This window comes from Pseudomonas sp. GM30, from assembly GCF_000282275.2.
In the GTDB taxonomy this organism is placed as follows: domain Bacteria; phylum Pseudomonadota; class Gammaproteobacteria; order Pseudomonadales; family Pseudomonadaceae; genus Aquipseudomonas.
In genome coordinates this window covers 188,356-215,124 of sequence record NZ_AKJP02000028.1, presented here as the reverse complement: position 1 = coordinate 215,124, position 26,769 = coordinate 188,356, and the positions used below count along the sequence as shown (strand labels likewise).

Below are 26,769 nucleotides of genomic sequence, written 5' to 3'. Positions count from 1 at the left end.
TCAGCCCCAGCCCTGTTCGTTGTGAGCGAAAGCCCCGTGCCTGACACTCGGGATTACTGTCCCTCAGGCCTGCTGGAGTTCCTGCGATGAATGAGTCCGTACGTTTCGAAGACAAAGTCGTGATCGTCACCGGTGCCGGTGGTGGCCTGGGTCGGGCGCACGCGTTGCTGTTTGCCCGGCACGGCGCCAAAGTGCTGGTCAACGACCTCGGCGGCTCGACCCAGGGCGAAGGCGCCAACGCCTCCGCGGCCGACCGTGTGGTGGCGGAGATTCGCGAAGCCGGCGGCATCGCCGAGGCCAACCATGACTCGGTCACCGACGGCGACAAACTGGTACAGAACGCCCTCGACGCCTTTGGCCGTGTCGATGTGGTGGTGAACAACGCGGGGATTCTGCGCGACAAGACCTTTCACAAGATGGACGACGCTGACTGGGATCTGGTCTATCGCGTCCACGTCGAGGGCGCCTACAAAGTGACCCGCGCCGCGTGGCCGCACCTGCGTGAGCAAAACTACGGCCGGGTGATCTTCACGGCATCGACCTCGGGCATCTATGGCAACTTCGGCCAGTCCAACTACGGCATGGCCAAGCTCGGCCTCTACGGCCTGACCCGTACCCTGGCCATCGAAGGTCGCAAGAACAACATTCTGGTCAATGCCATCGCGCCTACCGGCGGCACGCGCATGACCGAAGGCCTGATCCCGCCGCAAGTGTTCGAACAGCTCAAACCGGAGCTGGTCAGCCCGCTGGTGGTGTACCTGGCCAGTGAACAGTGCCAGGAAACCTCCGGCCTGTTTGAAGTCGGTGGTGGCTGGATGGGCAAGGTGCGCTGGGAACGCAGCCTCGGCGCCGGGTTCGATCCGCGCAGTGGTTTCTCGCCGGAAGATGTCGCGGCGCACTGGCAGCAGATCTGCGACTTCGAAGGCGCGGCGCATCCGAAGGACAACATTGAAGCGCTGAAGGAAATGATGGCGAATTTGCAGAAGTATTCGCTGTGACGTGTGTCATGCCCGGCTAATGAGCAACCCGATCGGCAAAACCTTCGCCCATAAAAAAGGCCGCTGCAAACGCAGCGGCCAAGGTAAGACGTTGGATCAAGGAGCTACAAATCAACGTCAGTGAACACCGGGGCGATCAATCGAAGCATCGACTCATCTGAAATCGGTCAGCGCTGGCGCGGGTTACTCAGCAGCCAAAGCTGGGTGCTTTGCGGCGTGTGCCGTGAAAGCCCGCTCAGAATAAGCACTTGAGCCCAATGGAAAAATAGCGATTCCGGACATGCACTGTTACGGGGCGTGCAACAGTCTTGTTCGTGCCAGCGCACCCTGCTTGGACTTTGCAGAGCATTCGCAGTCTCAAATGTATCGCTTCTGTCTATTCTGGATGGCTGCGTTAGTTGCTTTGTATGGATCTTGTTGCGCAGTGTTTGTTTGTGATCTTGTCACTTTTCATAAGTGGCTTCTTTAATTTTGATTAATGTTTTGTAATCTATATTTGTTGAAATGAACTGGCGCTTCTTGTTTTTCACAAATGAAACTATCTTTCGCTGTCACAGTGATACGGGGTTCCGTTCATTGAACTTAAAGATAGGACTTGAATATGGATAAGTTATACAAAAGCCTGATGCGAGGTTCTGAAGGTGCGGAAGTAACCTGGAGGGCTGAGTGGGTAAAGGCTGCCGCCGTGCAGGATGATTTGTTCGCTATTGTTGAGGCGATCCCGACAGTTCGGCAGATTGCTCGGCAGGCATTGCAGCAAGAACTGCAGCAACGGCGAAAGAATATCGATATCGATAATGTGTACATAAATGTCACCGATAAGTCATATGAGATAGAACGTCGTCCTTCGGGGAAACTGTCTGACGTATTGTTTCATTGTCTTGATAATAATGTGCTGCCGAACTATCTGGATGGCGGCGGCGACGGTGTTTTTCATCTGCCGGAAACCGTTGGCGAACAGATGAGAGTCAAGGGCTTCAGTATTTTCGAGGCTGAGGAAGCTATTACTTATACGCTGCGAAATCTGGAAAGCAGTCTGCGTTCGGAGATGGGCAAGTATTGGGCAGCACCCGTAAAAGTCGCAACGACTGAAAATACCGGCCTGACAAATAAACAGGCTTTGCATCAGGCATATAACGTTGTGCTGACAGCAGAGCTTTCTTTAAAAGCCATGGCGGGATTCCTGGATCATGGCATGGCGAAGCGCTATTGCTACTTGTTGAACCTGGAAAACGGCGCCGGTGCATATAACGTTGTGGTGAGTCCTGAACCCGACTATCGCACTTCGCTCGGGCCCGGGTTTGTGCTCGATAATGCGATGCGGGCGGATCCGGAAATGAAATTGCTCAATGAGTCCACCGGTTATGTCCTTCACACACCAGGCAATGGTTTTGAATACTTCGCCAGGAACCTCGACTTGCCCGCGACGTTGCTGGCGCGTGTATCGGCGTCCGGTAGCAAAATCGCTTTCCCCAAAGCCAGGCAGAGTGTGTCTGCGTATTGTGTCGATGTTTACTTGAAGGGGCAGCTCGATACGCTTGCAAGTCTGATGCGCGATCGCAAGGGCCAGACTCAAGCGTTCAGCCGGGTATTGCAGGACAATCAGGTATTGTCGAAGATGCGTGCTGACATCGGTCGTCGATTCGATCAAGTGCAGGCAGAACTCAAGCGTACCGAATGGCCACACTGGCTGAAGAGCGGTGGAAACGCTCTTCAGCAGCGGTACGTCGAACTTGAGCACTCAATGGAGAAATATCACTCTGCCTACCAGATGGTGTTCGACAGGCATTTCTCGTTTAAAGAATATGTCTTGCGTTGTTTTTCCGATTGGGCGATGAGCGCGTTGGGTGAGCATCTGGATGCCGAGACGATAAAGGTGCGCAGCGTCCACAAGATGCAAGTGGGCGGCCGCACCCTCGAGCAGATCGATAGTCGGACCCTGACGGAATTCATCATCTTCGGTCTGCATGACGAGGGATATAAAGCCGAAATCAGCATCACCGGGCTGCCGTCCGGCAGCAGGCTATCCTCGGCAGCGCTTGAGCGATGGTTGAGCAATATCAACGTGCGCTCGCAGTTCGTATTCAGGCTTCCCGTTGATCCATCGCCTGAGTTTGCACAGGCGTATCGTGATCACTTGCACAGCAACATGGAATTCGCGCTTTTCGTTGCGCGCCATTCGGGCGTCTTCAATGAAACCGAAGCGAAGGTCATTGAAAGGGCGTTGGCAGGTGACCCGTCGGTGTCCATCCGCGGATTGCAACTGAGCCTGCAGATTCCAGGGCCAACCTTGAAAGGTGTGATGATTTTTCAGGCACGGGAGACTCGGAACCATCTTGTTTATCTGAAAACACCTGCAGGCAAGTCTGTTTTCATGACGTTTGCGGACGCATTCGCTCTGAACAAGTGGTTTGAATCGGCCATGACCGCTGATCGCCAATACGCGGCGTCATTGATTCATCCGGACTATTTGCACGATGCCGGATCGTTGCGCGGTGCCAGCCGTCACTCAACCCATTATCTGTACAAGCTGGATACCCGATACCCGGACCTTTTCCCCAATGGCACAGCGCCGTTGCTCAATAACGTCACTGTCGCTTATCAGTCTGAACTGGCGTTACACAAGACCATTGCGCCTGCGCCTTACCGCTACCTCGAAATTGAGCCGCGCAAACGTTACGCTCGTTTGAATACCGAGCTGAAAGCACTCTCCACCGTGGAGACAAGGGACAATGCGTTCCCTTCTTTTGAACGCTTTACCCGCGATGCGGTGAAGCAGAACCTTGAAAATCTGCTGCGTTCGCGAGGACGAAGTGTCGAGATCGATCCGGATCAGATTATTGTCCAGACTGACGATTTTCAGAAAAGCGTAACGGATCTGCTCATCGAAGGACTGTCGTTTGAAGCTGCCAATCCGGCGTATCCGAGCAAGAATGACCCAAGGTATTTTTTGACAGGTGGCCATCCGGCGATCGATCAGCTGGATATTCGCGATCTTTCCTCGTTATCGAAAACATTCCGTCCTGGCGACAGGTATACGGAAATGTTGAATACCGACTATCTGGATCGGGAGCATCCTGACTACGCCTTCAAGCGTGCCGTTCACGCGAAAAAAGTTCGCTGTCAGATGCATTACGATCTGCTCTCCAACTACGTTGATGGCAGGTTTGGCTCTGAAATTTTTTTAGCGCTACAACGGGTTGTCGGCAGTTTGAAAGAGGATGTCTATCACTACCCGATCGCAGGTAGTTCTGCAGAAGGTGATGAAGGTCTTTATGAATTCAATATCGGGAAAATAGACTTGACCAAGGCGGGGGATCGTACGGTTGCGGGTGTCTATATCCTGCGGATGAACATTCTTGGCCAGTTCAACGACTGGTTATATACGCCCGATGCGCCGGATGGCGTTGCCTACCGACCTATCAACGATTTCATTCCCTCCATTCGGTTCCGCTATGGACCGATGCGCGATTATTATTTTGACCGGGTTGCGATCGTCGATCAAAAAGTAATCAATGACTATTTTGACGATCTTGTCGCAACCGTGAATACCCGGCCTCCGGTCAAGACGCAAGAACGCGCCAAATTGAACAACCTCTTCACGTTCCATGATCGGAGAGTGCGTCGCGCATTGAGCGATATCGACGAGCGAACCACCAGCTTGAAGGAGGTTATCGCCGGACTGATTTACGATGGCCTGATCAAGGCGACGAGTGTCATCAGTCTCGCCGTGCCGCCAATCGGCACTCTGGTCGTCGCGGTGCAGATGATGAAAAGTGTTTACGACGGATCTCAGGCGCAACAGCGAGGTGACTACTCCGCGGCCCTGGGATACGGCGCAGACGCGCTGATCGGACTGTTTACGCTCGGCCAGGCGGCCACAGCCGGTGCGAGCGCAGAGGTGATCAAGCAGGTGACCAACGTACAAAGATCGTTTCTGGATCTGGTCGATGACGCACGGTCGGCAGCACAATTCGTCGCCGAGGCGGCGGGTCATAAAGCTGCAGACCAACAGTTGATCGATTTCATCACTGAGTTGATGAAGGATCGGGTAACGGGCATCAGCCAGACCATCGTGCGCTGATCCCAGGTTGGCGCATGGGGATCGCTTGACTCAATCGGCTTGCTCATACCCCATGCGCCAGCTCACGGCCCGCGACGCAGCCAGTAACCGCTGCGCCGCCGGGCCGTTTTCGTCGGCGTGGAACAGCGAGGTCGGACCGACGATGGTCAGCACCGCGGCGATCTGCCCGACAGCGTTGAACACCGGCGCCGACAAGGCATCGACCCCAGGCATCAACAAACCGTGCACATGATGCAGACCGCGCGCGCGGATCTGCTCGCACAAACTGCTGTAGGCATTTTGATCGGCCAGTGGATGGCCGGCGACGGCAATTTCCTGCTCGCGTAACTCATCGGTTTCCCGATGCGGCAGAAAGGCACTGAACACCAGCCCGGTGGACGAACTGAGCAGCGGCAACACTGAACCCAATTGGGTCACCACCGTCACCGCGCGCACTGCCGGCTCGATGTGCACCACGGTCGCGCCCTGATTGCCCCAGACCGCCAGAAAGCAGGTTTCATTCAGTTCGTCGCGCAGCTCGGACAGGGGCAGTGCGGCGACTTTCAGCACGTCCATACTGTTCAGGGCTGCCAGGCCCACGCGCAACGCTTCGCGGCCGAGACCGTAGTGGTTGGTGGCGGCGTTCTGTTCGGCAAAACCGCTGGCGATCAGTGCCTGAAGATAACGGTGCACCTTGCTCGCCGGCATCTGCACATGCTCGGCCAGACGTGACAGTGAGGTGGAGGGCGACAACTCGGCCAACGCCTTGAGGATGTCGGTGCCGACCTCGGCGGAGCGGACTTTCTGTTTGCCGTTGTTGTCGCTGGTTTTTTCCATGGTGCGGCCGGGATCCGAAAACGAATGGGCGTCTTTATAGCTTGACGCTGGGTAGCGAGCAAATTACGTTATGCGTAATCGAATTACGATAATAACAACCCCGGCGTGCGCAAACCTCTGAGCCAGAGCGATGGGCCACTGCCGACTCCCTGTTCAGGAGGCTCCATGAACCTCGATTCAAACGCGTCGGAGCTGGCGTACCAGTCCGGTTTCGGCAACGAATTCAGCAGTGAAGCGTTGCCCGGCGCCTTGCCCATCGGCCAGAATTCCCCGCAGAAAGCCCCCTACGGCCTCTACACCGAATTGCTCTCCGGCACTGCGTTCACCATGACCCGCAGTGAAGCCCGGCGCACCTGGATGTACCGGATTCAGCCGTCAGCCAATCACCCGGCGTTTGTCAAACTGGAGCGGCAACTGGCCGGCGGCCCATTGGGTGAAGTGACGCCCAATCGCCTGCGCTGGAATCCTCTGGATATCCCGGCCGAGCCGACTGATTTCATCGACGGTCTGGTCGGCATGGTGGCCAATTCGGCGGCGGAAAAACCAGCCGGCATCAGCATCTATAACTACACCGCCAACCGTTCGATGGAGCGGGTGTTTTACAACGCCGACGGCGAACTGCTGCTGGTGCCGCAACTGGGGCGGCTGCGAATTGCCACCGAACTCGGTGTGCTGGACGTCGCGCCGCTGGAAATTGTCGTGCTGCCGCGTGGCCTGAAATTCCGCGTCGAGCTGCTTGATCCGCAGGCGCGCGGTTACGTCGCCGAGAACCATGGCGCGCCGCTGCGCCTGCCCGATCTGGGGCCGATCGGCAGCAACGGTCTGGCCAATCCACGGGACTTCCTCGCGCCGGTCGCCGCTTATGAAAACCTGCAGCAGCCGACGACGCTGGTGCAGAAGTTCCTCGGCCAGTTGTGGGGCACCGAGCTCGATCATTCGCCGCTGAACGTGGTCGCCTGGCACGGCAACAACGTGCCGTACAAATATGATCTGCGCCGTTTCAACACCATCGGCACCGTGAGTTTCGATCACCCGGATCCGTCGATCTTTACCGTGCTGACGTCGCCGACCAGCGTGCACGGTCTGGCCAACCTCGACTTCGTGATCTTCCCGCCACGCTGGATGGTCGCCGAGAACACCTTCCGTCCGCCGTGGTTCCACCGCAACCTGATGAACGAATTCATGGGCCTGATCCACGGTGAGTACGACGCCAAGGCAGAAGGCTTCGTGCCCGGCGGTGCCTCGCTGCACAGCTGCATGAGCGCCCACGGCCCGGATGGCGAAACCTGCACCAAAGCGATCAACGCCGACCTCAAGCCAGCGAAGATCGATAACACCATGGCCTTCATGTTCGAGACCAGTCAGGTGCTGCGTCCAAGCCGCTTCGCCCTCGACTGCCCGCAACTGCAATCCACTTACGACGCCTGCTGGGCCACGCTGCCTGCCACGTTCGACCCGACCCGGAGATAACCCATGACTCAGACTTCCATCACCCGCAGCTGGGTTGCTTCGGCCAACGGCCACGCGGACTTCCCGTTGCAGAACCTGCCGCTCGGTGTGTTCAGCACTGGCGGCTCGGCGCCGCGCGCGGGCGTGGCGATCGGTGAACATATTTTCGATCTGCAGGTGGCGCTTGAAGCCGGCCTGTTCGACGGCCCGGCACGCAGCGCGGTTGAAGCCATGCACGGCGGTCTGTTGAACGCCTTCTTCGATCTCGGTCGCGAAGCCCGCGTAGCCTTGCGCAGCCGTTTGCTGGAATTGTTCAGCGAGGGCAGCAGCCACCGCGGCGCCATCGAAGCCCAGGGCGTGAAACTGCTGCCATTGGCGGCCGATTGCCAGATGCACCTGCCGGCGCGCATCAGCGATTACACCGACTTCTACGTCGGCATCGAGCACGCGCAGAACGTCGGCAAACTGTTCCGCCCGGACAACCCGCTGCTGCCGAACTACAAGCACGTGCCGATCGGTTATCACGGTCGTGCCTCCACGGTGCGCGCCTCCGGCACCGACGTGCGTCGTCCAAAGGGGCAGACGTTGCCGGCCGGTGCCAGCGAGCCGACCTTCGGCCCTTGCGCCCGACTGGACTACGAACTGGAACTGGGCATCTGGATCGGTCAGGGCAACGAAATGGGCGAGCCGATTGCCATCGGTGACGCCGCCGAACACATCGCCGGTTTCTGCCTGCTCAACGACTGGTCGGCCCGCGATATCCAGGCCTGGGAATACCAGCCGCTGGGCCCGTTCCTGTCCAAGAGTTTCATCACCAGTGTCTCGCCTTGGGTGGTGACCGCTGAAGCGCTGGAGCCATTCCGCACGGCGCAACCTGCGCGTCCGCAAGGTGATCCGCAGCCGCTGCCATACCTGTTCGACAAACGTGATCAGGATGGCGGCGCCTTCGACATCGAACTGGAAGTGCTGCTGCTCACCGAAGCCATGCGCGAGCAGAGTCTGCCGGCCCATCGCCTGACCCTGAGCAACACTCGCTACATGTACTGGACCGTCGCACAAATGGTCGCGCACCACAGCGTCAACGGCTGCCAGTTGCAGGCCGGTGACCTGTTCGGTTCGGGCACCTTGTCCGGTCCGGAAAACGGTCAGTTCGGCAGCCTGCTGGAAATCACCGAGGGCGGTAAAAAGCCGATCGAACTGGCCTCCGGCGAAGTGCGCAAATTCCTTGAGGACGGCGACGAAATCATCCTGCGCGCGCGTTGCGCCCGAGATGGTTTTGCCTCGATCGGCTTCGGCGAATGCCGCGGCAAAGTGCTGGCGGCGCGCTGACAGGAGCGGATCATGGATCTCTACACCTATTACCGCTCGACCTCGTCTTATCGGGTGCGCATCGCGTTGGCGTTGAAGGGCCTCGACTACACCGCGCTGCCGGTCAACCTGATTGCGCCGTCGGGGGGCGAGCATCGCCAGCCGGCGTATCTGGCGATCAACCCGCAGGGGCGGGTGCCGGCCTTGCGCACGGATGAAGGCGAGTTGCTGATTCAGTCGCCAGCGATCATCGAATACCTGGAAGAACGTTATCCACAACGGCCGTTGTTGCCCGAAGACCTCGCCGCCCGCGCCCACGTGCGCGGTGTGGCGGCGGTGATCGGCTGCGACGTGCATCCGCTGCACAACGTCAGCGTGCTCAATCGCCTGCGTCAGTTGGGCCATGAAGAACCGCAGGTGGTGGAGTGGATTGCGCACTGGATCAGTCAGGGGTTGGCGACTGTCGAGCAATTGATCGGTGACAGCGGTTTCTGTTTCGGTGAGTGGCCGTGTGTGGCGGATGTTTACCTGATTCCGCAGTTGTATGCGGCCGAGCGCTTCGGTGTGTCGCTGGAGGCTTACCCGCGGATTCGGCGGGTGGCGGCGCTGGCGGCAGAGCATCCGGCATTCATCAAGGCGCATCCGGCAAACCAGCCTGATACCCCTTAACGCTTCACAATGCCCCAATGTAGGAGTGAGCCTGCTCGCGATAGCGGAGTGTCAGATACGGGGATGTTGACTGACACACCGCTATCGCGAGCAGGCTCACTCCTACAAGGGATCAGCTCCGTACACAAAAATCATAAAAACAAAACAGGTACCTTGCGATGCACAACCAGATTGCCAGCTTCCGCGCGGCACTCGACGCCCGTCCTGTGTCCCGCTATCAGTGGTTACTCCTGATCCTGCTCGCCTTGTTGCTGGTCACCGACGGTTATGACGCCCAGGTGCTCGGTTACGTGGTGCCGGCCCTGGCCCAGGACTGGGGCCTGGAGAAAGCCGCGTTCGGGCCGGTTTTCAGCGCCAACCTGTTGGGCCTCACGCTCGGCTCGCTCGCGGTGACGCCGCTGGCCGATCGCTTTGGCGTACGACGGATCCTGCTCGCCTGCGTGCTGATCTACGCCAGCCTCACGGTGCTGATGGTGTTCGCCGACTCGCTGAATACCCTGATGATCGCGCGCTTCATCTGCGGCATCGGCATGGGCGGTGCGATGCCGAGTGCCATGGCCTTGATGTCGGAATACTCACCGCCGCGTCTGCGCACCTTGATGGTGACGCTGGCGGCCTGTGGGTTTTCATTTGGCGGTGCAGCGGGTGGTTTTGTCGCGGCGGGCTTCATCGACCGTTTTGGCTGGCAAGCGGTGTTTCTTGCCGGTGGTGTCACGCCATTGCTGCTGTTCCCGTTCCTGTGGTGGATGCTGCCGGAATCGCTGCCGCGTTTACTGCGCGATGCTCCGCCCTATGCGCGCCTGCGTAAAGTCACCGCGCGAATGCTGCCGGACTGGCAACCGCCGGCCGCGTCCGTCGAACAGAACGAGCGCGAGCAGGGCAGCAAATTGACCGTGGTCGAGCTGTTCCGCAACGGTTATGCACGACCGACCCTGCTGATCTGGGCGACGTTTTTTGTCAGCCTGATTCTGTTGTATTTCATGATCAGCTGGCTGCCGACGCTGTTGCTGGAAAGCGGCCTGAAACTCAATGAGGCGAATCTGGTGACTTCGATGTTCCTGTTCGCCGGCACCTTGGGCGCGGTGTGCATGGCGTGGTTCGCCGACCGTTTGCAACGCAAGGTGCGCCTGCTCTGCGCAGTGCTGGCCGGGGCTGCGCTGTGCACCATTCTGCTGGGCCTGAACCACGATAATCCACGTTATCTGGTGGCCTGCGTGTTTGCCGCCGGGTTCTGCATCATCGGTGGGCAACTGACGCTGAACGCTTTCGCCAGTAATTTCTACCCGGCGCATGTGCGGGCCACAGGCACTGGCTGGGCGCTGGGGGTAGGGCGCTTCGGTTCGATCCTCGGTCCGCTGTTCGGCAGCATGCTGCTGGCGACGCACATTCCGGTGACGCAGATTTTCTTCTTCTGCGCGATTCCGGCGGTCATTGCGGCGCTGTTGATCATCCAGGTGCGCTCGCCCTCAGATATCCCGCAATCCAATGTGGGAGCGAGCTTGCTCGCGAAGAACGATAACGCGGTCTAAAGGATAAACCGAGGCGCCTGCATCGCGAGCAGGCTCGCTCCCACACAGGGATTAGTGGACGACTGAATTCGGCGGCAGATGCCCGAGCCGTTCAGTCAGGCGCAATCGCTGGATCGGATCATCACTGAGCAGCAGCGCATGCTCCAGATCGAAGCGCTCCGCGTTCGGGCAATCGAGCCGTTGATACAGGCTGGCGCGGGCCAGATAATCGGCGGCGCTGGCACCGCCCAGTTCCAGCACGCGCTCTGCATCGATCAGCGCGGCGATGTAATCCTCATGCGCCAGATGCAACTGGCGCAGGTTGCGTGACAGGCGCTGAAGCATCTGCTGCGGGCTGGCGGTGGCCAGATGGTCGGCATTGAGTTTGAGGTGCGCGCCGTACTGACGCTGCAACAATTCGCGACAATCATTCGGATACAGGCGCCGACCACCGCAGGGATCCAGCAAGTGATCTGCACCGGGCACCCGCAGCAGGAAATGCCCGGGGAAGTTCACCCCGACCAGCGGAATCTCCAGACCACGCGCCAGTTCCAGAGCAATCAAGGACAGGCTCAGCGGTTGGCCGCGACGGGTCTGCAGCACTTTGTCCAACAACGCAACCTGCGGGCGCAGCGGCAGAAAATCGTCCTGAGAGAAGCCCAGATCATTCATCCGCCGCAGCAACGGTTGCGCCAGTTCGCTGACCGGCAGCATCGGCAAGCCGTAGCTGACGCGCTGTTGCAGCGCCTTGAAGTCCTGTTGCAGCGCTTCGACATCGAGACCTTTTTCGTGTTCAGCGGCCATCCACAACGCCGCTTCGAACAGCGCGGGCGGTGAACGGTGCAGACACTCGAAAAAACGTTGGCGCGGGCTCATCGCAATCTCCGGGGAATGCCTCGTTTTAGCCCCGTCCGCGCCATTCGTCCAGTACCGACCAGGTTATGCCGCAAAGTCATCGTCGAAGCGGGCGCTTATTCCGGTGCGCTTCAGCAATTTTTGGGCGCAAGCCTATACTGGCGTCTACCAGAAGTGATTCGGGAGCCTGCCGATGTTCGCTCTCATGCAAAGCACTCGCCTGGAATCGCTGCACCTCAGCGTTGACCCGGTCACCGGGTTGAAGGCGGTCATTGCCATTCATAACAGTCGCCTTGGCCCAGCCCTGGGCGGTTGCCGTTATCTCGCCTATCCCAACGACGAATCCGCAGTCGAGGACGCCATTCGCCTCGCACAGGGCATGAGCTACAAGGCTGCCCTGGCCGGGCTCGATCAGGGCGGCGGGGTGGCGGTGATCGTGCGCCCGGCGCATGTGGAAAACCGCGCGTCTTTGTTCGAAGCGTTTGGCCGCTGCATTGAGCAACTCGACGGTCGCTACATCACCGCCATCGACAGCGGCACTTCGGTGGCGGACATGGATTGCATCGCCCAGCAGACCCAGCATGTCACCAGTACCACCTCGGCCGGCGACCCGGCACCGCATGCGGCGATGGGCGTATTCACCGGGATTCGCGCTACCGCCATGGCGCGGCTGGGCAGCGACAATCTTGAAGGCTTGCGCGTGGCGATTCAGGGCTTGGGCAACGTCGGTTATGCACTGGCCGAGCAGTTGCACGCGGCGGGCGCGGAGTTGCTGGTCAGCGACATCGATCACGGCAAAGTGCAACTGGCGATGGAACAGCTCAATGCGCACCCGATCGCCAACGATGCCTTGCTCAGCACACCCTGCGACATCCTTGCGCCTTGCGGCCTCGGCGGGGTGCTCAACAGTCACACGGTGACGCAACTGCGTTGCTCGGCAGTGGCGGGATCGGCGAACAATCAGCTGACGCATCTGGACGTGGCTGATCAGCTGGAGCGGCGCGGCATTCTTTATGCGCCGGACTATGTGATCAACGCCGGTGGGCTGATCTACGTTTCGCTCAAGCATCGCGGAGAAGAGCTGGGGACGATTACCGCGCACCTGTCGAAAATCAGTTCGCGTCTGACTGAAGTGTTTGCCCATGCGCAGGCCGAGAAGCGTTCGCCGGCGCGGGTGGCGGATGAGTTGGCGGAGAAAGTTTTGTATCGTTGAAAAGCAAAAGATCGCAGCCTGCGGCAGCTCCTACAGGAAATACGTATTCCAATGTAGGAGCTGCCGCAGGCTGCGATCTTTTAATGGGTCAGTGATTACTTGACAGCTTTCGCCGCTTTAACCGGCTTCACCGGAGCCTCTTCCGGCTCAGCTGCTTCGGCTTTTTCGACCACTTCTGCCGATGCATTGATCAGCTCCGACAGCGCATCAGGCTGGCTCTTGAACGCCTTGGCGAACACATCGCGGTTCTTCGCCATGTAGATCCCGACTTCTTCAACCTGTTGCTCGTTCAGCGACGGCACGGCTTTCTGCAACACTTCGGACAGCATCTCGGCCAGTTCGAGCATTTTGTCATGACGGTCAGCTTCGGCTTTATCCATGAACAAGCGCTCCAGATCTCGGCTGCTGCGGTATACCACTTCGACGGCCATTCACCACCTCACATGCCTTCACATTTAGTTGTCTTAGCGACTACTGTATTTATATACAGCGAAAGGATAAGCGAATCCCTGCGCTTTGGGTAGTGGCTTTTCAATGTAGACCGGATTCGGGGTTTTTCCTGATTCACCCGCCTCAAACGAAACGACCCGCACATGGCGGGTCGTTGGTTTTTTCTGATTTCAGAATTTGCCGCTGGCGTAACCCCCATCGATGGGCATGATCACACCCGTGACGTAAGCGGATTGATCGCTGAGCAGCCAGAGCACCGCGTTGGCCACTTCGTCCGCGGTGCCGAAACGCTTCATCGACGTCACGTTGATTTTGCGCTGGGTGTTTTCCGGTGCGGCTTTCAGGCGTGCCTCGCTGTTCATGCCGCCGAGGATCGGCCCCGGGGCGACCGCATTGACGCGAATGCAGCCGCCGTCTTCCAGTCGCGCATTTTCGATCGACGCCACCTGGGTCATGCCGTTGATCGCCTGCTTGCTGGCGACATAGGCGACCTGGCCGCCAATCGGTACCACGCCGGCACAGGATGAGGTGTTGACGATCGCTCCGGTGCCGCGGTCGAGCATCAGTTGCAGTTCATGACGCATGCAGTGATAGGTGCCGTTGACGTTGATGTTCATTACCCTCATCCAGTCATCCGGGCACGATTGCGCGAGCGCTCCGTACTTGGCGGTTACGCCGGCGTTATTGAACGCGCAATCGAGACGGCCGTAGACCGAACGAATGCTCGCGAACGCCTGGTCGACCTGCACCGGATCCCCGACATCACAGGCGATGAAGCGGCAGTGTTCACCCAGCCGATCGGCCAGCGCCGCGCCTTTTTCTTGGTCCCGGCCGAACACGATCACATCGGCGCCGGCCTTGATCAGGCGTTCGCTGACGCTCTCGCCGATGCCACTGGTGCCGCCGGTGACCAGGCACACTTTTCCCAGAAAATCGTACATATGTCGCATCTCCTTATGCCAACGCGGGGCGTAAATATTTCGGGTTCACGCAGCAATACACCCGATCCAGTCGCGGATTGCTCTTGTCGCTGAAGCACTGGCTGTCCCAGCGGCATTTGTGGATGTCGGCGGAACGGCCCTGCAGGGTTTTGTTGATCAGGTCGTTGTCAGCAAACAGCGCTCGCGACATTCCTACCCAATCGCATACGCCATCGGCGAGCAACTGCTCGGCCTTGTCCAGCCCATCGATGAAACCGGCGTAACCCACCGGCACTGTCGACACGGATTTGATCGCCCGCACGCCGGCTTGCAGGTAGTGGTCCATGGTCTCGGAATGCACGATCAACTGGCCGAACGTCGCGCCCATGCACATCGAACATTCCAGCGCGGCAACGCCGGCCTGACAGAGCGCCTGCACGGTTTCCTTGAGGTCCGTATATTGCAGCCCTTCAGCGCCCAGACGGTCGTCGATGCCCAGACGAATGGTGACGATCAGTTGGCCTTGAGTGCGCTCGCGGATGGCCCTGACCACGTCGAGCAACAGCCGCGCACGGTTCTCTTCGCTGCCGCCATACCGGTCGGTGCGCTTGTTGGTGTGCGGCGAGAGAAAACTGCTCAGCAGGTAGCCGTTGGACGCCTGCAACTGCACCAGACGCGCGCCGTTGGTCCAGGCCAGCCAGGCTGAATGGGCGAACTGCTCGATCACCAGAGCGATGTCGGTTTCGTCCATGATCCGCACGCGGTAATCCGGATCGAGTTTCGATACGCGCGGGCAGGGCACGCCGCTCGGGGTCAGCACCGCGACTCCGGTGTGGGTGGTGGTGCCCTGACCGCCGTAATGCTGCAGTTGCACACCCACCGGCGTATTGACCTGCTCGGCCATCGCCAACATCGCCTTGAGCGATTCGCCCTGATGTTCTTCGAACAGGCCGAGCCCGGTGCTCTGCAGGCGCGACTGCGGCGAGACCGTGGCGTTGCACAGAAACGCCATGGCGCAGCCGCCCTCCATGATGCCCTGATAGAACTCGATCATGGCGGGCGTCACGCACCCGCTGTGATCGGCCAGGTCCACGCCCATCGACGCGAAGAACAGCCGATTGCGCAACTCCAGCCCACCGGCCAGCCGCAGGGGCTCCAGCACGTGGGGATAGCGCGGCATCATGCTTCCTTCCTTTGTTCGGGCATCGCCAAGGCTTGATCGAAGGTCATCCACAACGGTTGTCCGAGGGCGGGCGCCGGAGCCGGGGCGGGTTCTTCGTGGGAGAAGTAAGCGAATTGCTTGAGCACTTCGCGCCACTTGAAGCGCAGCGGCGAATCCAGCTCTGCCAGGTGCAGTTTTAGAGTACCGGCCTTTGTCGCGTCGCTGGCGTGCAGCGATTGCAGCGGCAGGCTGAGCATGCCTTCGTTTTCCAGGTACAGGTAGACGTGGCCGCGCTCGGAAGCCTCGAGCGGACTGTCGCATTGCACTTGCAGGCCGGCCATCGACAGCAGCTCAAGGCGGGCGGAGAGGTGACGCCCGGAATCCAGGCGTACCAGCACCTCATGGCGTATGCCCTTGAGCGGACGGAACCAGCAGGCGGGGTCGATGTTGATGTTCCGCATGCGCTTGAACACCGGCATCTTGATCACTTCGCCGTGCAGGCGAATGTCGGCCACCAGCTCGCCACGCTGGAAGAAACGCGCACGCTTGTCGACCTTGCGCGCCCGCGGCGGCGCCATGCCTTCGTAGTCGCTGACCAGCACATCCACCTGAAACGAAGACTCGGTGTAACGGGGAAAACTCGACAGCAGATCAACGATGGAAATCGACACCTCGCCGCGGGCGTAACCGCTGTGCTCGTAGAACTGCGCGTACATCGCCTGGCGTGCCGCTTCGATCAGCATCAGGCCCGGCACGTGCTCGTGGTGCTTGCGGTAGAAAAAGTAATTGGCGGTGTCGTTGAACAGGGTGAAATAGAGCAGGCCCTGTTGCGGGCAGCCGTCCAGAGCCTTCAGAACATCATGCACCTGTCGACGCTGATCAAGGCTCAGGCCGTTGTCGCAACCGGGCAGTCGAGCCAGTTTGGCCTCGGTGCTTTCCAGCACCCAGACGCCGCTGAGGATCAGGTGGTCAGTGGTTTTCTCGTAGTTCGTCAGCAGCTCCGGCAGACAGTCCGACAGGCCCGCCAGTTCGAGCTCTTCCAGGTCGATGATGGTTGGCAGCGAGCGCAGCACCAGACGCTCGCTGTCGAGCCGATAGGCTTGATTGACGATCTCCAGATCCATTGGATCAAGGTTCGCCCGTTGCACGATGGCGGCCGGCAGCCAGGCCGGCAGCAAGTGGTGAGCGTCGTAAATCAGCACGTCGTCATCGTGGCCTTTGTGGACGATGTCTTTGGCAACTTTCCTGTGCATGTCGATCATGATCATCCCTCTGTGTTGAACGTTGGTTGTAAGGCAGTTGCTATCCATGGCGTGAAATCGACCCACACCGAAGGTGCTGCTCGACGCGTGTCGGCAGCTTCAGTTGATGTGTTTTCTTGTTTTCTTGTTTTCTTGTTTTCTTGTTTTCTTGTTATCGCGTGTCGGGCAGGGTTACTGCACCGTGATGTAGCAGGCGCCGAGGGTTCGGTTGTCCAGTACCTGCGGCGGTGCCAGCCATTTGTAGTCGATGCCGCCACGTTTGAGCAGGCGTCCGATCGCGACCGGTGACACCGACACCAGATGTGAAACGCCGCAGGTCCTGGCGTACTCCAGCGTGGCCATGAACAGGCCAACGGTGTTTTCGTCGGACATCACCTGTTCGTTTTTGCCGCCCTCGGCATCGAGGTCCAGTGAGGTGAAGCGCGACAGCTCCCAGATGTCATCGCCGCGCGGTGCAGGCTTGTCGCCGAGCAACGAGGTGAACACCTCACTCAGCAGATACGGCTGGGTGGTCGGCAGCAGGCGGGCGCATCCCTTGATGTTGCCGTCGTGTTCTTCGGCGACGATGTAGTGGGTGCCGCTGTGATCAAATTGATCAAACTCGAAATCGTCCGGCGTGGATAACTGCCAGCCGAGGCGTTCGACGAACACCTGATAGCGATATTGAGCCAAGCGTTGACGCTTTACTGTCGTCAACTCGTCATAACGTCCTGACAAGTAATCCATCACAGATTCCGTTTAGTGATTGGTTGGGTGGCGATTAAAGTGCACACTGCGCTCGCATACTACCTGTCACCCTTGACAGCTAGCGGAAACATTTGGAAATATGCTAGGCATGTTGGCAAGAAGCCGACAGCAATAACTGTGGGAAAGGAATCTCTATGTCATATTGGCAGGCTGAACTGTTGGAAAACGCCATGTCTGCAACGGATGTCGAGTTGTTGTTCGACAATATCAAGACCGTTGCCCGGCAGTTGGAGTTTGATTATGTGGCTTACGGGTCACGCAGGCTTTTCCCCATCACCAAACCCTGTCTTTTTCTTGCCAATAATTATTCGCCCGCCTGGCAAGCCGCCTATTCCGCCAATCGCTACCTGGACATCGACCCCTACGTCATGCGCGCAATGCGTAGCGTAAAACCGGTGCTGTGGGACGCTGAACTCAAGGCTCAGACGCCCGAATTCTGGCAGGAAGCTCAGGCTCACGGGCTCGCGGAGGGCTGGGGGCAGACGCTGCTCAACAGCGAAACTCAAGGGCTGGTGACCTTCGCCCGGGGCAGCGAGCCGATCACCGCGCTGGAACTCGAAACCAAACAGGCGCAGCTGTCCTGGCTGGCCCAGATCACTCACCTGGGCCTGACGCGCCTGCAAATGCGCGGCGTGGATTCGGCGCTCCCGGTGCCAATAGAACTGTCGCAAAGGGAAAAGGAAATCCTGCAATGGACCGCTGACGGAAAGTCATCGGACGATGTTTCGGTGATCCTCGGCATCAGCAAGAGGACGGTTAACTTCCATATAAACCATTGCCTGAAGAAGCTCGGTTGCCAAAACAAGATCGCTGCTGCAGTTAAAGCTTCGCTGATGGGGTTGCTCTGGAAATAATTACACCAGTCATTTATTGGATAACTAACTGGTGAATAACCGAGGTGAGTGTGCGCGAGTTCACAAATTGACCCGATTAATAATATTTCACTTATAAGCTAATGCCATTTCAAGGGTAACGAACTTATCAAGAAACTTCAGTTATACCGTCACAATCATTCTTGTCGACGGTGCCTGTTCAACGGTGCGACCAAACGCCACGGCGCAGGTTTCATGCCGGCTCGCCATGATGCGTGGCCTCGTTTCTGCATGGCGCATAGCGCATACAGAAAACCGTCACGTCCAACCGGCATCATCCGCTCGCATCGGGCTAAGGAACATCATCGTGAAAATCAACTGGGCCGAGAAACTGCGGCAAAACGTGCATCAACTGGCCGAGTCCCTGGGCAATCTGTTCGTCGAGACCTTCCACTACCTGGCGCTGTTCGCCATTGGTGCGGTGACCGCATGGGCGGCGGTGATGGAATTTCTCGGCATGCTGGAAGAAGGCCACATCAAGATCGATGACATTCTGTTGCTGTTCATCTATCTGGAACTGGGGGCGATGGTCGGGATTTACTTCAAGACCAACCACATGCCAGTGCGCTTCCTGATCTACGTGGCGATCACTGCGCTGACCCGCCTGCTGATCTCCAACGTTTCGCACCACAACCCGCCGGACATGGGCATCATCTACCTGTGCGGCGGCATTCTGCTGCTGGCGTTCTCGATCCTGGTGGTGCGTTACGCCTCGTCGCAATTTCCGTCGGTGAAGATCGAAAAACCGCAACGCAAGCTCGGCGCCGGCTCCGGTGAACACCCCGAGATCGAGAAGGGCGAGCTTTAAAGCCCCATCGACGGCCGAGGCTGGCCGTTGCTCTGCTGCGGTGGCGGAGGCAGCCCGTCGCCGCTGGTCATCGCTTCAAGGATCGCCATGGCGCTGTGGCCCTGTTCGATGGCGATGCCGAACTGAATGCTTTGCACCAGCCGTTTGAGCCGTACCGGATCGTTGCGCTGTTCGGCGCTGATCATCCGTTTGGCGACGATTCGGCCGCTGTTGGACAGGGTCAGCATGATGCTGCCGTCCAGTCCCTGAATGCTCAGGTTGATCTGATAGTCCGGCGCGAAGGCATCGGTAATGATCTGAAAAGGATTGTCCATGATGCGTCACCGCCTGATTGAACGTGCAGTTGTTGACCGGCCGTGATCGGGTTGGTTCGCAATACCTGATCATCGGCGATTCCGTGGCCTGTGTTGTTGCTTTACGTAGAAGCTGCCGCAGGCTGCGATCTTTTGCTCTGCAGCGTCTTGACGTGCGTCATGCAGATCAAAAGATCGCAGCCTCGTTGCACTCGACAGCTCCTACACAGGGCTTAGCAAGGGCTGTGCCGGGAAGATTGCTGGACAATGGATACGGCATAAAAAAGGCGAGCCCATGGCTCGCCTTTGTCATTTGTGGCCCGTTTCAGGGCAGAACCGAGTAGATGATCGCCGACAGTGCAATCAGGCCGATCAGCACCACGAACACGTTCGACATCTGCCCCGAGTACTGGCGCAAGGCTGGCACACGGCGGATGGCGTACATCGGCATCAGGAACAACAGGCAGGCAATCACCGGGCCGCCGAGGGTTTCGATCATGCCCAGAATGCTCGGGTTGAAGGTGGCCACGGCCCAGCAACTGAGGATCATGAACAGCGCGGTCGCACGGTTCAGCCAGCTCGCCGACATCACCTTGCCACGACCGCGCAGGCTTTTGACGATCATGCCCTGAAAGCCTTCGCTGGCGCCGATGTAGTGGCCGAGGAAGGATTTGGTGATCGCCACCAGCGCAATCAGCGGCGCAGCGTAAGCGATGACCGGGGTCTGGAAGTGGTTGGCCAGGTACGACAGGATCGAAATGTTCTGCGCCTTCGCTGCTGCCAGATCCGCCGGTGACAGCGCCAGCACGCAGCTGAAGCAGAAGAACATCACCGTCACCACCATCATCCCGTGGGCCATGGCGAGGATGCCGCTGCTTTTGCGTTCGGCCTCGGCGCCGTAGCGTTGCTTCTGGTCAACCGCGAACGCAGAGATGATTGGCGAATGGTTGAACGAGAACACCATCACCGGGATCGCCAGCCACAGGGTTTTGAGGAACGCCGACAGCGGCATCGACTCTTGAGCGCTGGCGAAGAACGCGCCGTTCCAGTTGGGGATCAGGCTGAGGCCGAGTAACAGCAGGGCCGCGACGAACGGATAGACCAGCACGCTCATGGCTTTGACGATCACGTTCTGTCCGCAACGCACGATGGCCATCAGGCCGAGGATCAGCACCAGCGACAGAATCGCCCGGGGTGGCGGGGCAATGTGCAATTGGTGTTCGAGAAAACTGCTCAGGGTGTTGGTCAGCGCGACGCTGTAAACCAACAGGATCGGGAAAATCGCGAAGAAGTACAGCAGGGTGATCAGCTTGCCGGCACCGATGCCGAAGTGTTCTTCAACGACTTCGGTGATGTCGCCCGAACGCCCGGACAACACGAAGCGGGTCAGGCCCCGGTGGGCGAAAAAGGTCATCGGGAACGCCAGCAACGCCAGAATCAGCAATGGCCAGAAACCGCCGACACCGGCGTTGATCGGCAGAAACAAAGTGCCGGCACCGATGGCGGTGCCATACAGACCGAGCATCCAGGTGGTGTCGGATTTGCTCCAGCCCTTGTGGGCTATTTCGGTGTTGCGTGTGCGATCTACAGCGGGATTTTCGGCAGCAGGTGTACGTACATCGGTCATCGTTTTGGCCTCGTTATTATTTTTGCTCGGGCTCACGGTTGGCGGGCCGCAGGTTGCGGTCCGCCGGGGCGGTCAGGGCATGCGCGTCAGCATTCCACCCAGTTCACGGCCAGGCCGCCCCGTGAAGTCTCTTTGTATTTGTCGTGCATGTCGGCGCCGGTATCGCGCATGGTGCGGATCACCCGGTCGAGGGAAATGAAGTGTTTGCCGTCGCCGCGCAGGGCCATTTGCGTGGCGTTGATCGCCTTCACGGCGGCGATGGCGTTGCGCTCGATGCACGGCACCTGCACCAGGCCGCCGACCGGGTCGCAGGTCAGGCCGAGGTTGTGCTCCAGGCCGATTTCGGCGGCGTTTTCCAGTTGCTCCGGGGTCGCTCCGAGCACTTCAGCGAGGCCTGCAGCGGCCATGGCGCAAGCCGAACCGACTTCGCCCTGACAGCCGACTTCAGCGCCGGAGATCGAAGCATTTTTCTTACATAGAATGCCGACAGCGGCGGCCCCCATGAAGAACGCGACCACGTCATCGTCAGACGCGTCCGGATTGAATTTCATGTAGTAGTGCAGCACCGCCGGAATGATCCCGGCCGCGCCATTGGTCGGAGCGGTGACCATGCGCCCGCCGGCCGCGTTCTCTTCGTTGACGGCGAGGGCGAACAGGTTGACCCATTCCATCGCCGACAGCGTCGAACTGATCACGTTCGGCTTGCCGATTTCCAGCAGGCTGCGGTGCAACTTCGCCGCGCGGCGCGGCACGTTCAGCCCACCGGGCAGGATGCCTTCGTGGCGCAGGCCTTGCTCGACGCACTCGCGCATCACCGACCAGATGTGCAGCAAGCCGTTACGGATTTCAGCGTCGCTGCGCCAGGCCCGTTCGTTGGCCATCATCAGTTCCGAGACGCGCAAGTTGTGCTGCCTGCACAGGCTCAGCAATTCGGCAGCGCTGGAAAAATCGTACGGCAACACCACGTCGCCGGCCGGTGCCACACCGGACTCGGCTTCCGCCGCTTCGATGATGAAACCGCCGCCAATCGAGTAGTACGTCTGTGTGAACAGCTCGGCGCTTTCGCCGAAGGCTGTCAGCGACATGGCGTTGGGGTGGTAGGGCAGGCTTTCGTCCAGCAGCAGGAGATCATGCTGCCAGTTGAAGGAAATTTCTCTGTGGCCGGCCAGCAGCAACACGCCGCTTTCGCGCAGCTGCTGGATGCGTGGGTCGATGGTCGCCGGATCGATACTATCCGGCCATTCGCCCATCAGGCCCATGACCGTGGCGCGGTCAGTGGCGTGGCCGACACCGGTGGCCGACAGTGAACCGTACAAACGGATTTCCACGCGGCGCACATCATTGAGCAGGCATTGCTCGATCAGCGCCTGGGCGAAGGTCGCGGCGGCGCGCATCGGACCGACGGTATGTGAACTGGACGGACCGATGCCGACTTTGAATAGATCGAAAACACTGATAGCCATGCTAAACCCTTACAAGCAATGGAGTAGGAATCGCTGCCATCTTTTGTAGGACAAGCGCAATGTCGGCGATACTGCCTACCTCGGTCCTACGTGACTAACGAAATTTCCTAAGTAAGCCTTTAGCAGGACTAAACGATGAGTCGTCAATTGCACGCCCAGACCTACGTCTGGCTGCAGGTGTTTTCCTGTGCCGCGCGGCACCTGTCGTTCACCCGTTGCGCGGAAGAGCTGCACATCACCCCGGGGGCGGTCAGCCAGCAGATTCGCCAACTGGAAGAGCGCCTCGGTTTTCGCCTGTTCCATCGCCGGGCGCGGGGCGTCGAGTTGAGTGCGGAAGGCCAACGGTTGGCCATCACGGTCAATGAGGCCTACGGCAGCATCGATGCTGAATTGCGTCGACTGGATGCCGGAATGATCAGCGGGATTTTGCGGGTGCGGTCGATCCCGTCGTTCCTCAGCAAATGGCTGACCCCGCGTTTGCCGCGCCTGCAACAGCGCTATCCGGACATCCAGTTGCGCCTGGTGGCCGAAGACAGCAGCGTGCCATTGCACGAGGGCGACTTTGATCTGGCAATCGACCTGAACGACGGCAGTTATCCGGGGCTGTTATCCACAGCCTTACTCGACGAGCAGATTTTCCCGGTGTGTGCGCCGAGCCTGTTGCGTGGACGTCCGCCGCTGCATGGGCCGGTGGACCTGGTGCATTTTCCGTTGTTGCACGACATCACCGCCTGGCGCGGCAGTTACGAATACGCGGAATGGGAGTTCTATCTGAACGCGATTGGCTTTGAAGGCGCCGACGTACGGCGTGGACACACGTTCAACCGCAATCACCTGACCATCGAAGCCGCGATTGCCGGCATGGGCGTGGCGATTGCCCGGCGCACGTTGCTCAACGATGAGCTGGAGCGCGGGACGTTGATCGTGCCGTTCGGTCTGTCGGTGCCCAACCACAAACGCTACGTGCTGCTGTATGCGCCGGGGGCCTTGAGCCATCCAGGCGTGCGTGCGGTGCATGACTGGCTGGTGGAGGAGGCGGTGATTTTCCGCAACTTGCACCCGTTGAACGACGGGCAATTGTGAGCAGATTTTGCAGGGGTGCGAGGCGACCCAACTCCCGACCTTACCAGTGACTTGCTCGGTTGTCCGGCTTTTTTTGCGAATGAATATTTATCTTTTTTCAGGGGTTGAAATGTTCGTCAGTCGGGCCGATTGTTGTAACCAAGGGGTCAGGAAATTCAATTCAAGGCCTCTCGCGAGCTAGCTGAAATAAGGGATGAACTATGCAAATCCAAGTCAACAGCGATAACCATATTCAAAGCAGTAAACGACTGGAGGAGTGGGTACGTACAACCATTGAGAGCACGCTCGACCGTTATGAAGAAGACCTGACCCGTGTCGAAGTCCACCTGAGCGACGAGAACGGCGACAAACCAGGTCCCCATGACTTGCGCTGCCAGCTGGAAGCGCGGCCAAAAGGCCACCAACCGATTTCCGTCACCCATAAAGCCGATTCGCTGGAACAGGCGATCGACGGTGCAGCCGAAAAACTGGAACATGCGCTGGAGCACCTGTTTGGCAAACTGCGAGGCAAACCCCGCGCCGCCATCGTGCCATTCAGCAAGGCGAACGACGCACTGCTGGAAGAAGAGTTTCTGGAGAACGAACAGGCAGCGATCAACAGTTGATACGCTGATTTTTCAAGCCACCCCATGAGAACGGGCCTGCGCAAGCAGGCCCGTTTTTGTTTGTGTTGCTGAGCAATGTGGCGAGGGAGCTTGCTCCCGCCGGGCAGCGAAGCGGCCCCAAAAATCTGCAACAAGACCGCATCCGCGGGAGTTACGGCTGCTTCGCAGCCGAGCGGGAGCAAGCTCCCTCGCCACAGTTTTCTTAGAAAGCTACAGACGTTTGCACATACACCGTGCGCGGCTCACCCACGTACTTGCCCTTGTTGTTGTCATCGAATGAGCGGGTGAAGTACTGGGTGTTGAAGATGTTCTTCACCCCCACCGCCACGTTCAGATCCGACAATTGCGGGCCGAAGTCGTAACCGGCGCGGCTGCTGAACAGCATGTAGCCGGGGATCTTGCCGGTGCTGCCGTCGGCGCTTTCCCTGGAGGTGTTGGCGTTGTCGGCGAACTGGTCGCTCTGGAAGCTGCTGTCGACGTTGAGTTTCCATGGCCCTTCGGTGTAACCGACGCCAATCGTGCCTTTGTGTTTCGAGGAGAACGGCACGCGATTGCCTTTATTCGGCCCGTCTTCGCGGATGGTCGCGTCGACATAGGCATAAGTGGCGTACACATCGAAACCGGCCAGCGCCGGGCTCAAGTCATCCAGCGCGTAATTGACGCTGGTCTCGATGCCCTGATGGCGGGTCTCGCCACGGGCGATCACCGAATCGTTGGTCTGGTTGCTTTCGTACTGATTGTCGAAGTTGATCAGGAACGCACCGATTTCCGCGCGCAGTGCGCCATTGTCATAACGGGTACCGAGTTCCCAAGTGCGGGCCTTCTCCGGCTTCACTTCGCCGCTGCTCACGCGGTTGGGCATCTGACTGTATTGCACACTGCCGAACGAACCTTCGGTGTTGGCGTACAGGTTCCAGCTGTCGGTCAGATGGTACAGCACGTTCAATGCCGGCAGCGCGGTGTTGTAGTCGCCCTTGTATTTAGCATTGGTCAGGTTGTTGGTCTGCTGCGATTCGATCATCTCGTAGCGCACGCCCGGGGTGATGGTCCATTTGCCGATGTCGATGCGGTCGTCGACGAACAACGCATTGGCTTCGGTGCCACCTCGCGTATCGCGGTCGTTGCGGCTGTCGGTGGTCGGGTATTGGTTGCTGCTGATCGGCGTGCGATAGCGCAACTCGTGGCCGGCCTCGTTGATGTAGCGGTAACCGACGCCGACTTCGTGGCTGGTCGGGCCGAGGTCGAAGCCCTGGGCGAAACGCGTTTCGAAACCGCGCACCCAATACTCGCGTGGCGACAGTGAGAGGAACGTGCCCTGATCCAGATAGCCGCTGCGCAAGGTCTTGGTGAAGAAGGTGTTGGCAGTGAATTCGCGGCGATCTTCCTGATAGCGATAGCCGAAGTTGAACATCGTACGGCGGCCCCAGAACTGGTCTTTCGGGCGCGTCGACTGGTACGGATCGGCATCGTAATCGGCAACGTTGAGGCCGCCGGGCATGTCGGCCTTGCCCTCGTAATACTGGGCCATGGCGTTGAAACTGTTGGCCTCGTCGAGCTGGTATTTGCCCTTGAGGATCAGGTCATCGATCTCGCTGTCGCTGTGTTCACGCCAGTCGCCGCCACGGGTGCCGGAGTACAGCAGCGCGCCGCCCAGACCATTTTCGTTGGTGCCGCCGGCCAGCAGGTTGGCGCTGGTCTTGAAGCCGTCATGGCTCGACGACGGGCTGGTTTCGGTCTGGAAACCACCCTTGACCGTCGGCGCGTCGGGAATGGCACGGGTCACGAAGTTGACCACACCGCCGACGTTCTGCGGGCCGTAACGCACCGCGCCGCCGCCACGCACCACGTCCACGGCATCCATGTTGCCCATGCTGATCGGCGCGAACGACAACTGCGGCTGGCCGTACGGTGCGAAGGGTACGGGAATGCCGTCCATCAGTACGGTCGAGCGCGCCGCCAGTCGTGGATTGAGGCCACGGATACCAAAGTTCAGCGCCATGTCGTGGCTACCGGTGCCGTTGTTTTCCGGAGCATTGACCCCGGGGATGCGGTTGAGTACGTCGCGTGCCTGAGTCGCGCCCTGACGTTCGAAGTCTTCGCGGCGGATCACATCGCGGGCACCCGGGTGTTCGAACACGTTGACCTGCGCCGCGTCACCGAGCCAGTCGCCGACGACTTTCGAGGTGTCCAGCTCCAGCGCCGTGTCGCCGACCGGTTGCAGGCTGAAGGCATTGTTGCCTTCGGCGCGAGCTTGCAGGCCGGTGCCTTCGAGCAGCGCATCGAGACCTTGTTCGGCGCTGTAGCTGCCTTCGAGGCCACGGCTTTGCACGCCGCTGGTGACTTGCGAACCGAAGGAAATCAGCACGCCGGCTTCACGACCAAACTGGTTGAGGGCGTTTTCCAGTGACGCCGGGGCGATGTGGTAAACCCTGGTTTCGGCGGCCATGGCTGGCAGAGCGCTGAGGCTCAGGCTGGCGCCCAGTACGAGGTTGCGCAGGCTGCGGGCCAGTGGCGTGAGGCGGGTGGGGTGCATGAACGATGATCCTGAGAAGGTTGAATCAAGGGGGCTTTCCTTCT

21 protein-coding genes and 1 pseudogene are annotated in these 26,769 nt (G+C 59.2%); 11 read left to right on the top strand and 11 right to left on the bottom strand.

The window, feature by feature from the left end:
• Positions 1 to 86 precede the first annotated feature (86 nt).
• Together PMI25_RS20705 and PMI25_RS20700 are read left to right on the top strand one after the other, a co-directional pair.
• Entirely contained in the window at positions 87 to 998 is a 912-nt protein-coding gene (locus PMI25_RS20705; RefSeq protein ID WP_007968066.1) for an SDR family oxidoreductase, read from the top strand.
• Between the two features lie 601 nt (positions 999 to 1,599).
• Positions 1,600 to 5,082: a dermonecrotic toxin domain-containing protein gene (locus PMI25_RS20700; RefSeq protein ID WP_007968068.1), complete on the top strand. Its 3,483-nt coding sequence runs from the start codon at positions 1,600 to 1,602 to the stop codon at positions 5,080 to 5,082.
• A 30-nt stretch (positions 5,083 to 5,112) separates the two neighbouring features.
• Here PMI25_RS20700 and PMI25_RS20695 read toward each other — a convergent pair whose 3' ends face one another.
• On the bottom strand, positions 5,113 to 5,898 hold the full coding sequence (locus PMI25_RS20695; RefSeq protein WP_007968070.1) for an IclR family transcriptional regulator: 786 nt from the start codon (positions 5,896 to 5,898) through the stop codon (positions 5,113 to 5,115).
• Between the two features lie 165 nt (positions 5,899 to 6,063).
• Here PMI25_RS20695 and hmgA point away from each other — a divergent pair, with 165 nt between their 5' ends.
• The 4 genes from hmgA (at position 6,064) to PMI25_RS20675 (ending at position 10,853) form a co-directional block, all read left to right on the top strand.
• Complete coding sequence (gene hmgA, locus PMI25_RS20690) at positions 6,064 to 7,368, top strand: homogentisate 1,2-dioxygenase (protein WP_007968071.1); 1,305 nt, start codon at positions 6,064 to 6,066, stop codon at positions 7,366 to 7,368.
• 3 nt (positions 7,369 to 7,371) lie between these two features.
• Positions 7,372 to 8,676, top strand: a complete 1,305-nt coding sequence (gene fahA, locus PMI25_RS20685; protein ID WP_007968072.1) for a fumarylacetoacetase — start codon at positions 7,372 to 7,374, stop codon at positions 8,674 to 8,676.
• Positions 8,677 to 8,688: 12 nt separating this feature from the next.
• Positions 8,689 to 9,324, top strand: coding sequence for a maleylacetoacetate isomerase (gene maiA, locus PMI25_RS20680; RefSeq protein WP_007968073.1), 636 nt, complete (start codon positions 8,689 to 8,691; stop codon positions 9,322 to 9,324).
• A gap of 158 nt (positions 9,325 to 9,482) precedes the next feature.
• Complete coding sequence (locus PMI25_RS20675; protein WP_007968074.1) at positions 9,483 to 10,853, top strand: MFS transporter; 1,371 nt, start codon at positions 9,483 to 9,485, stop codon at positions 10,851 to 10,853.
• A 51-nt stretch (positions 10,854 to 10,904) separates the two neighbouring features.
• Here PMI25_RS20675 and PMI25_RS20670 read toward each other — a convergent pair whose 3' ends face one another.
• Positions 10,905 to 11,708: a SirB1 family protein gene (locus tag PMI25_RS20670; protein WP_007968075.1), complete on the bottom strand. Its 804-nt coding sequence runs from the start codon at positions 11,706 to 11,708 to the stop codon at positions 10,905 to 10,907.
• 172 nt (positions 11,709 to 11,880) lie between these two features.
• On the opposite strand from PMI25_RS20670, the gene PMI25_RS20665 reads away from it, so the two are divergent.
• On the top strand, positions 11,881 to 12,900 hold the full coding sequence (locus PMI25_RS20665; RefSeq protein ID WP_007968076.1) for a Glu/Leu/Phe/Val dehydrogenase family protein: 1,020 nt from the start codon (positions 11,881 to 11,883) through the stop codon (positions 12,898 to 12,900).
• A 176-nt stretch (positions 12,901 to 13,076) separates the two neighbouring features.
• Here the strand turns inward: PMI25_RS20665 and PMI25_RS20660 are convergent.
• The 5 genes and pseudogenes from PMI25_RS20660 to PMI25_RS20640 form a co-directional block, all read right to left on the bottom strand.
• Positions 13,077 to 13,331 (bottom strand): annotated as a pseudogene (locus tag PMI25_RS20660) (YebG family protein); the annotation flags it as partial.
• 189 nt (positions 13,332 to 13,520) lie between these two features.
• Entirely contained in the window at positions 13,521 to 14,291 is a 771-nt protein-coding gene (locus PMI25_RS20655; RefSeq protein WP_007968078.1) for an SDR family NAD(P)-dependent oxidoreductase, read from the bottom strand.
• 13 nt (positions 14,292 to 14,304) lie between these two features.
• Entirely contained in the window at positions 14,305 to 15,453 is a 1,149-nt protein-coding gene (locus PMI25_RS20650; RefSeq protein WP_007968079.1) for an oxidoreductase, read from the bottom strand.
• Positions 15,450 to 16,694, bottom strand: a complete 1,245-nt coding sequence (locus PMI25_RS20645) for an AfsA-related hotdog domain-containing protein (RefSeq protein ID WP_007968080.1) — start codon at positions 16,692 to 16,694, stop codon at positions 15,450 to 15,452. Before PMI25_RS20645 ends, PMI25_RS20650 begins: the two co-directional genes overlap by 4 nt.
• Positions 16,695 to 16,865: 171 nt before the next feature.
• Positions 16,866 to 17,420, bottom strand: coding sequence for an acyl-homoserine-lactone synthase (locus PMI25_RS20640; RefSeq protein WP_007968081.1), 555 nt, complete (start codon positions 17,418 to 17,420; stop codon positions 16,866 to 16,868).
• A 155-nt stretch (positions 17,421 to 17,575) separates the two neighbouring features.
• Here PMI25_RS20640 and PMI25_RS20635 point away from each other — a divergent pair, with 155 nt between their 5' ends.
• Both PMI25_RS20635 and PMI25_RS20630 read left to right on the top strand, forming a co-directional pair.
• Positions 17,576 to 18,295, top strand: coding sequence for an autoinducer binding domain-containing protein (locus PMI25_RS20635; RefSeq protein WP_007968082.1), 720 nt, complete (start codon positions 17,576 to 17,578; stop codon positions 18,293 to 18,295).
• A 325-nt stretch (positions 18,296 to 18,620) separates the two neighbouring features.
• Complete coding sequence (locus PMI25_RS20630) at positions 18,621 to 19,121, top strand: phosphate-starvation-inducible protein PsiE (protein WP_003221775.1); 501 nt, start codon at positions 18,621 to 18,623, stop codon at positions 19,119 to 19,121.
• Here the strand turns inward: PMI25_RS20630 and PMI25_RS20625 are convergent.
• The 3 genes from PMI25_RS20625 to PMI25_RS20615 all read right to left on the bottom strand — a co-directional run bounded on the left by PMI25_RS20625 (position 19,118) and on the right by PMI25_RS20615 (position 22,504).
• On the bottom strand, positions 19,118 to 19,435 hold the full coding sequence (locus PMI25_RS20625; RefSeq protein WP_007968083.1) for a DUF3509 domain-containing protein: 318 nt from the start codon (positions 19,433 to 19,435) through the stop codon (positions 19,118 to 19,120). The genes PMI25_RS20630 and PMI25_RS20625 overlap by 4 nt on opposite strands.
• Before the next feature lie 304 nt (positions 19,436 to 19,739).
• On the bottom strand, positions 19,740 to 21,041 hold the full coding sequence (locus PMI25_RS20620; protein ID WP_007968084.1) for an HAAAP family serine/threonine permease: 1,302 nt from the start codon (positions 21,039 to 21,041) through the stop codon (positions 19,740 to 19,742).
• Between the two features lie 86 nt (positions 21,042 to 21,127).
• Positions 21,128 to 22,504: an L-serine ammonia-lyase gene (locus tag PMI25_RS20615; RefSeq protein WP_007968086.1), complete on the bottom strand. Its 1,377-nt coding sequence runs from the start codon at positions 22,502 to 22,504 to the stop codon at positions 21,128 to 21,130.
• A gap of 135 nt (positions 22,505 to 22,639) precedes the next feature.
• On the opposite strand from PMI25_RS20615, the gene PMI25_RS20610 reads away from it, so the two are divergent.
• Positions 22,640 to 23,587: a LysR substrate-binding domain-containing protein gene (locus tag PMI25_RS20610; protein WP_007968089.1), complete on the top strand. Its 948-nt coding sequence runs from the start codon at positions 22,640 to 22,642 to the stop codon at positions 23,585 to 23,587.
• A gap of 200 nt (positions 23,588 to 23,787) precedes the next feature.
• On the top strand, positions 23,788 to 24,192 hold the full coding sequence (locus PMI25_RS20605; protein WP_007968091.1) for an HPF/RaiA family ribosome-associated protein: 405 nt from the start codon (positions 23,788 to 23,790) through the stop codon (positions 24,190 to 24,192).
• Between the two features lie 202 nt (positions 24,193 to 24,394).
• Here PMI25_RS20605 and fecA read toward each other — a convergent pair whose 3' ends face one another.
• Entirely contained in the window at positions 24,395 to 26,725 is a 2,331-nt protein-coding gene (fecA, locus tag PMI25_RS20600) for a TonB-dependent Fe(3+) dicitrate receptor FecA (RefSeq protein WP_007967547.1), read from the bottom strand.
• Positions 26,726 to 26,769: the final 44 nt, after the last annotated feature.

Excerpts from the sequence above, each read along its gene's own strand:
- PMI25_RS20705 (WP_007968066.1), top strand. The coding sequence starts at position 87 with ATGAATGAGTCCGTACGTTTCGAAGACAAAGTCGTGATCGTCACCGGT.
- PMI25_RS20700 (WP_007968068.1), top strand. The coding sequence starts at position 1,600 with ATGGATAAGTTATACAAAAGCCTGATGCGAGGTTCTGAAGGTGCGGAA.
- PMI25_RS20695 (WP_007968070.1), bottom strand. The coding sequence starts at position 5,898 with ATGGAAAAAACCAGCGACAACAACGGCAAACAGAAAGTCCGCTCCGCC.
- hmgA (WP_007968071.1), top strand. The coding sequence starts at position 6,064 with ATGAACCTCGATTCAAACGCGTCGGAGCTGGCGTACCAGTCCGGTTTC.
- fahA (WP_007968072.1), top strand. The coding sequence starts at position 7,372 with ATGACTCAGACTTCCATCACCCGCAGCTGGGTTGCTTCGGCCAACGGC.
- maiA (WP_007968073.1), top strand. The coding sequence starts at position 8,689 with ATGGATCTCTACACCTATTACCGCTCGACCTCGTCTTATCGGGTGCGC.
- PMI25_RS20675 (WP_007968074.1), top strand. The coding sequence starts at position 9,483 with ATGCACAACCAGATTGCCAGCTTCCGCGCGGCACTCGACGCCCGTCCT.
- PMI25_RS20670 (WP_007968075.1), bottom strand. The coding sequence starts at position 11,708 with ATGAGCCCGCGCCAACGTTTTTTCGAGTGTCTGCACCGTTCACCGCCC.
- PMI25_RS20665 (WP_007968076.1), top strand. The coding sequence starts at position 11,881 with ATGTTCGCTCTCATGCAAAGCACTCGCCTGGAATCGCTGCACCTCAGC.
- PMI25_RS20655 (WP_007968078.1), bottom strand. The coding sequence starts at position 14,291 with ATGTACGATTTTCTGGGAAAAGTGTGCCTGGTCACCGGCGGCACCAGT.
- PMI25_RS20650 (WP_007968079.1), bottom strand. The coding sequence starts at position 15,453 with ATGATGCCGCGCTATCCCCACGTGCTGGAGCCCCTGCGGCTGGCCGGT.
- PMI25_RS20645 (WP_007968080.1), bottom strand. The coding sequence starts at position 16,694 with ATGATCGACATGCACAGGAAAGTTGCCAAAGACATCGTCCACAAAGGC.
- PMI25_RS20640 (WP_007968081.1), bottom strand. The coding sequence starts at position 17,420 with ATGGATTACTTGTCAGGACGTTATGACGAGTTGACGACAGTAAAGCGT.
- PMI25_RS20635 (WP_007968082.1), top strand. The coding sequence starts at position 17,576 with ATGTCATATTGGCAGGCTGAACTGTTGGAAAACGCCATGTCTGCAACG.
- PMI25_RS20625 (WP_007968083.1), bottom strand. The coding sequence starts at position 19,435 with ATGGACAATCCTTTTCAGATCATTACCGATGCCTTCGCGCCGGACTAT.
- PMI25_RS20620 (WP_007968084.1), bottom strand. The coding sequence starts at position 21,041 with ATGACCGATGTACGTACACCTGCTGCCGAAAATCCCGCTGTAGATCGC.
- PMI25_RS20615 (WP_007968086.1), bottom strand. The coding sequence starts at position 22,504 with ATGGCTATCAGTGTTTTCGATCTATTCAAAGTCGGCATCGGTCCGTCC.
- PMI25_RS20610 (WP_007968089.1), top strand. The coding sequence starts at position 22,640 with ATGAGTCGTCAATTGCACGCCCAGACCTACGTCTGGCTGCAGGTGTTT.
- PMI25_RS20605 (WP_007968091.1), top strand. The coding sequence starts at position 23,788 with ATGCAAATCCAAGTCAACAGCGATAACCATATTCAAAGCAGTAAACGA.
- fecA (WP_007967547.1), bottom strand. The coding sequence starts at position 26,725 with ATGCACCCCACCCGCCTCACGCCACTGGCCCGCAGCCTGCGCAACCTC.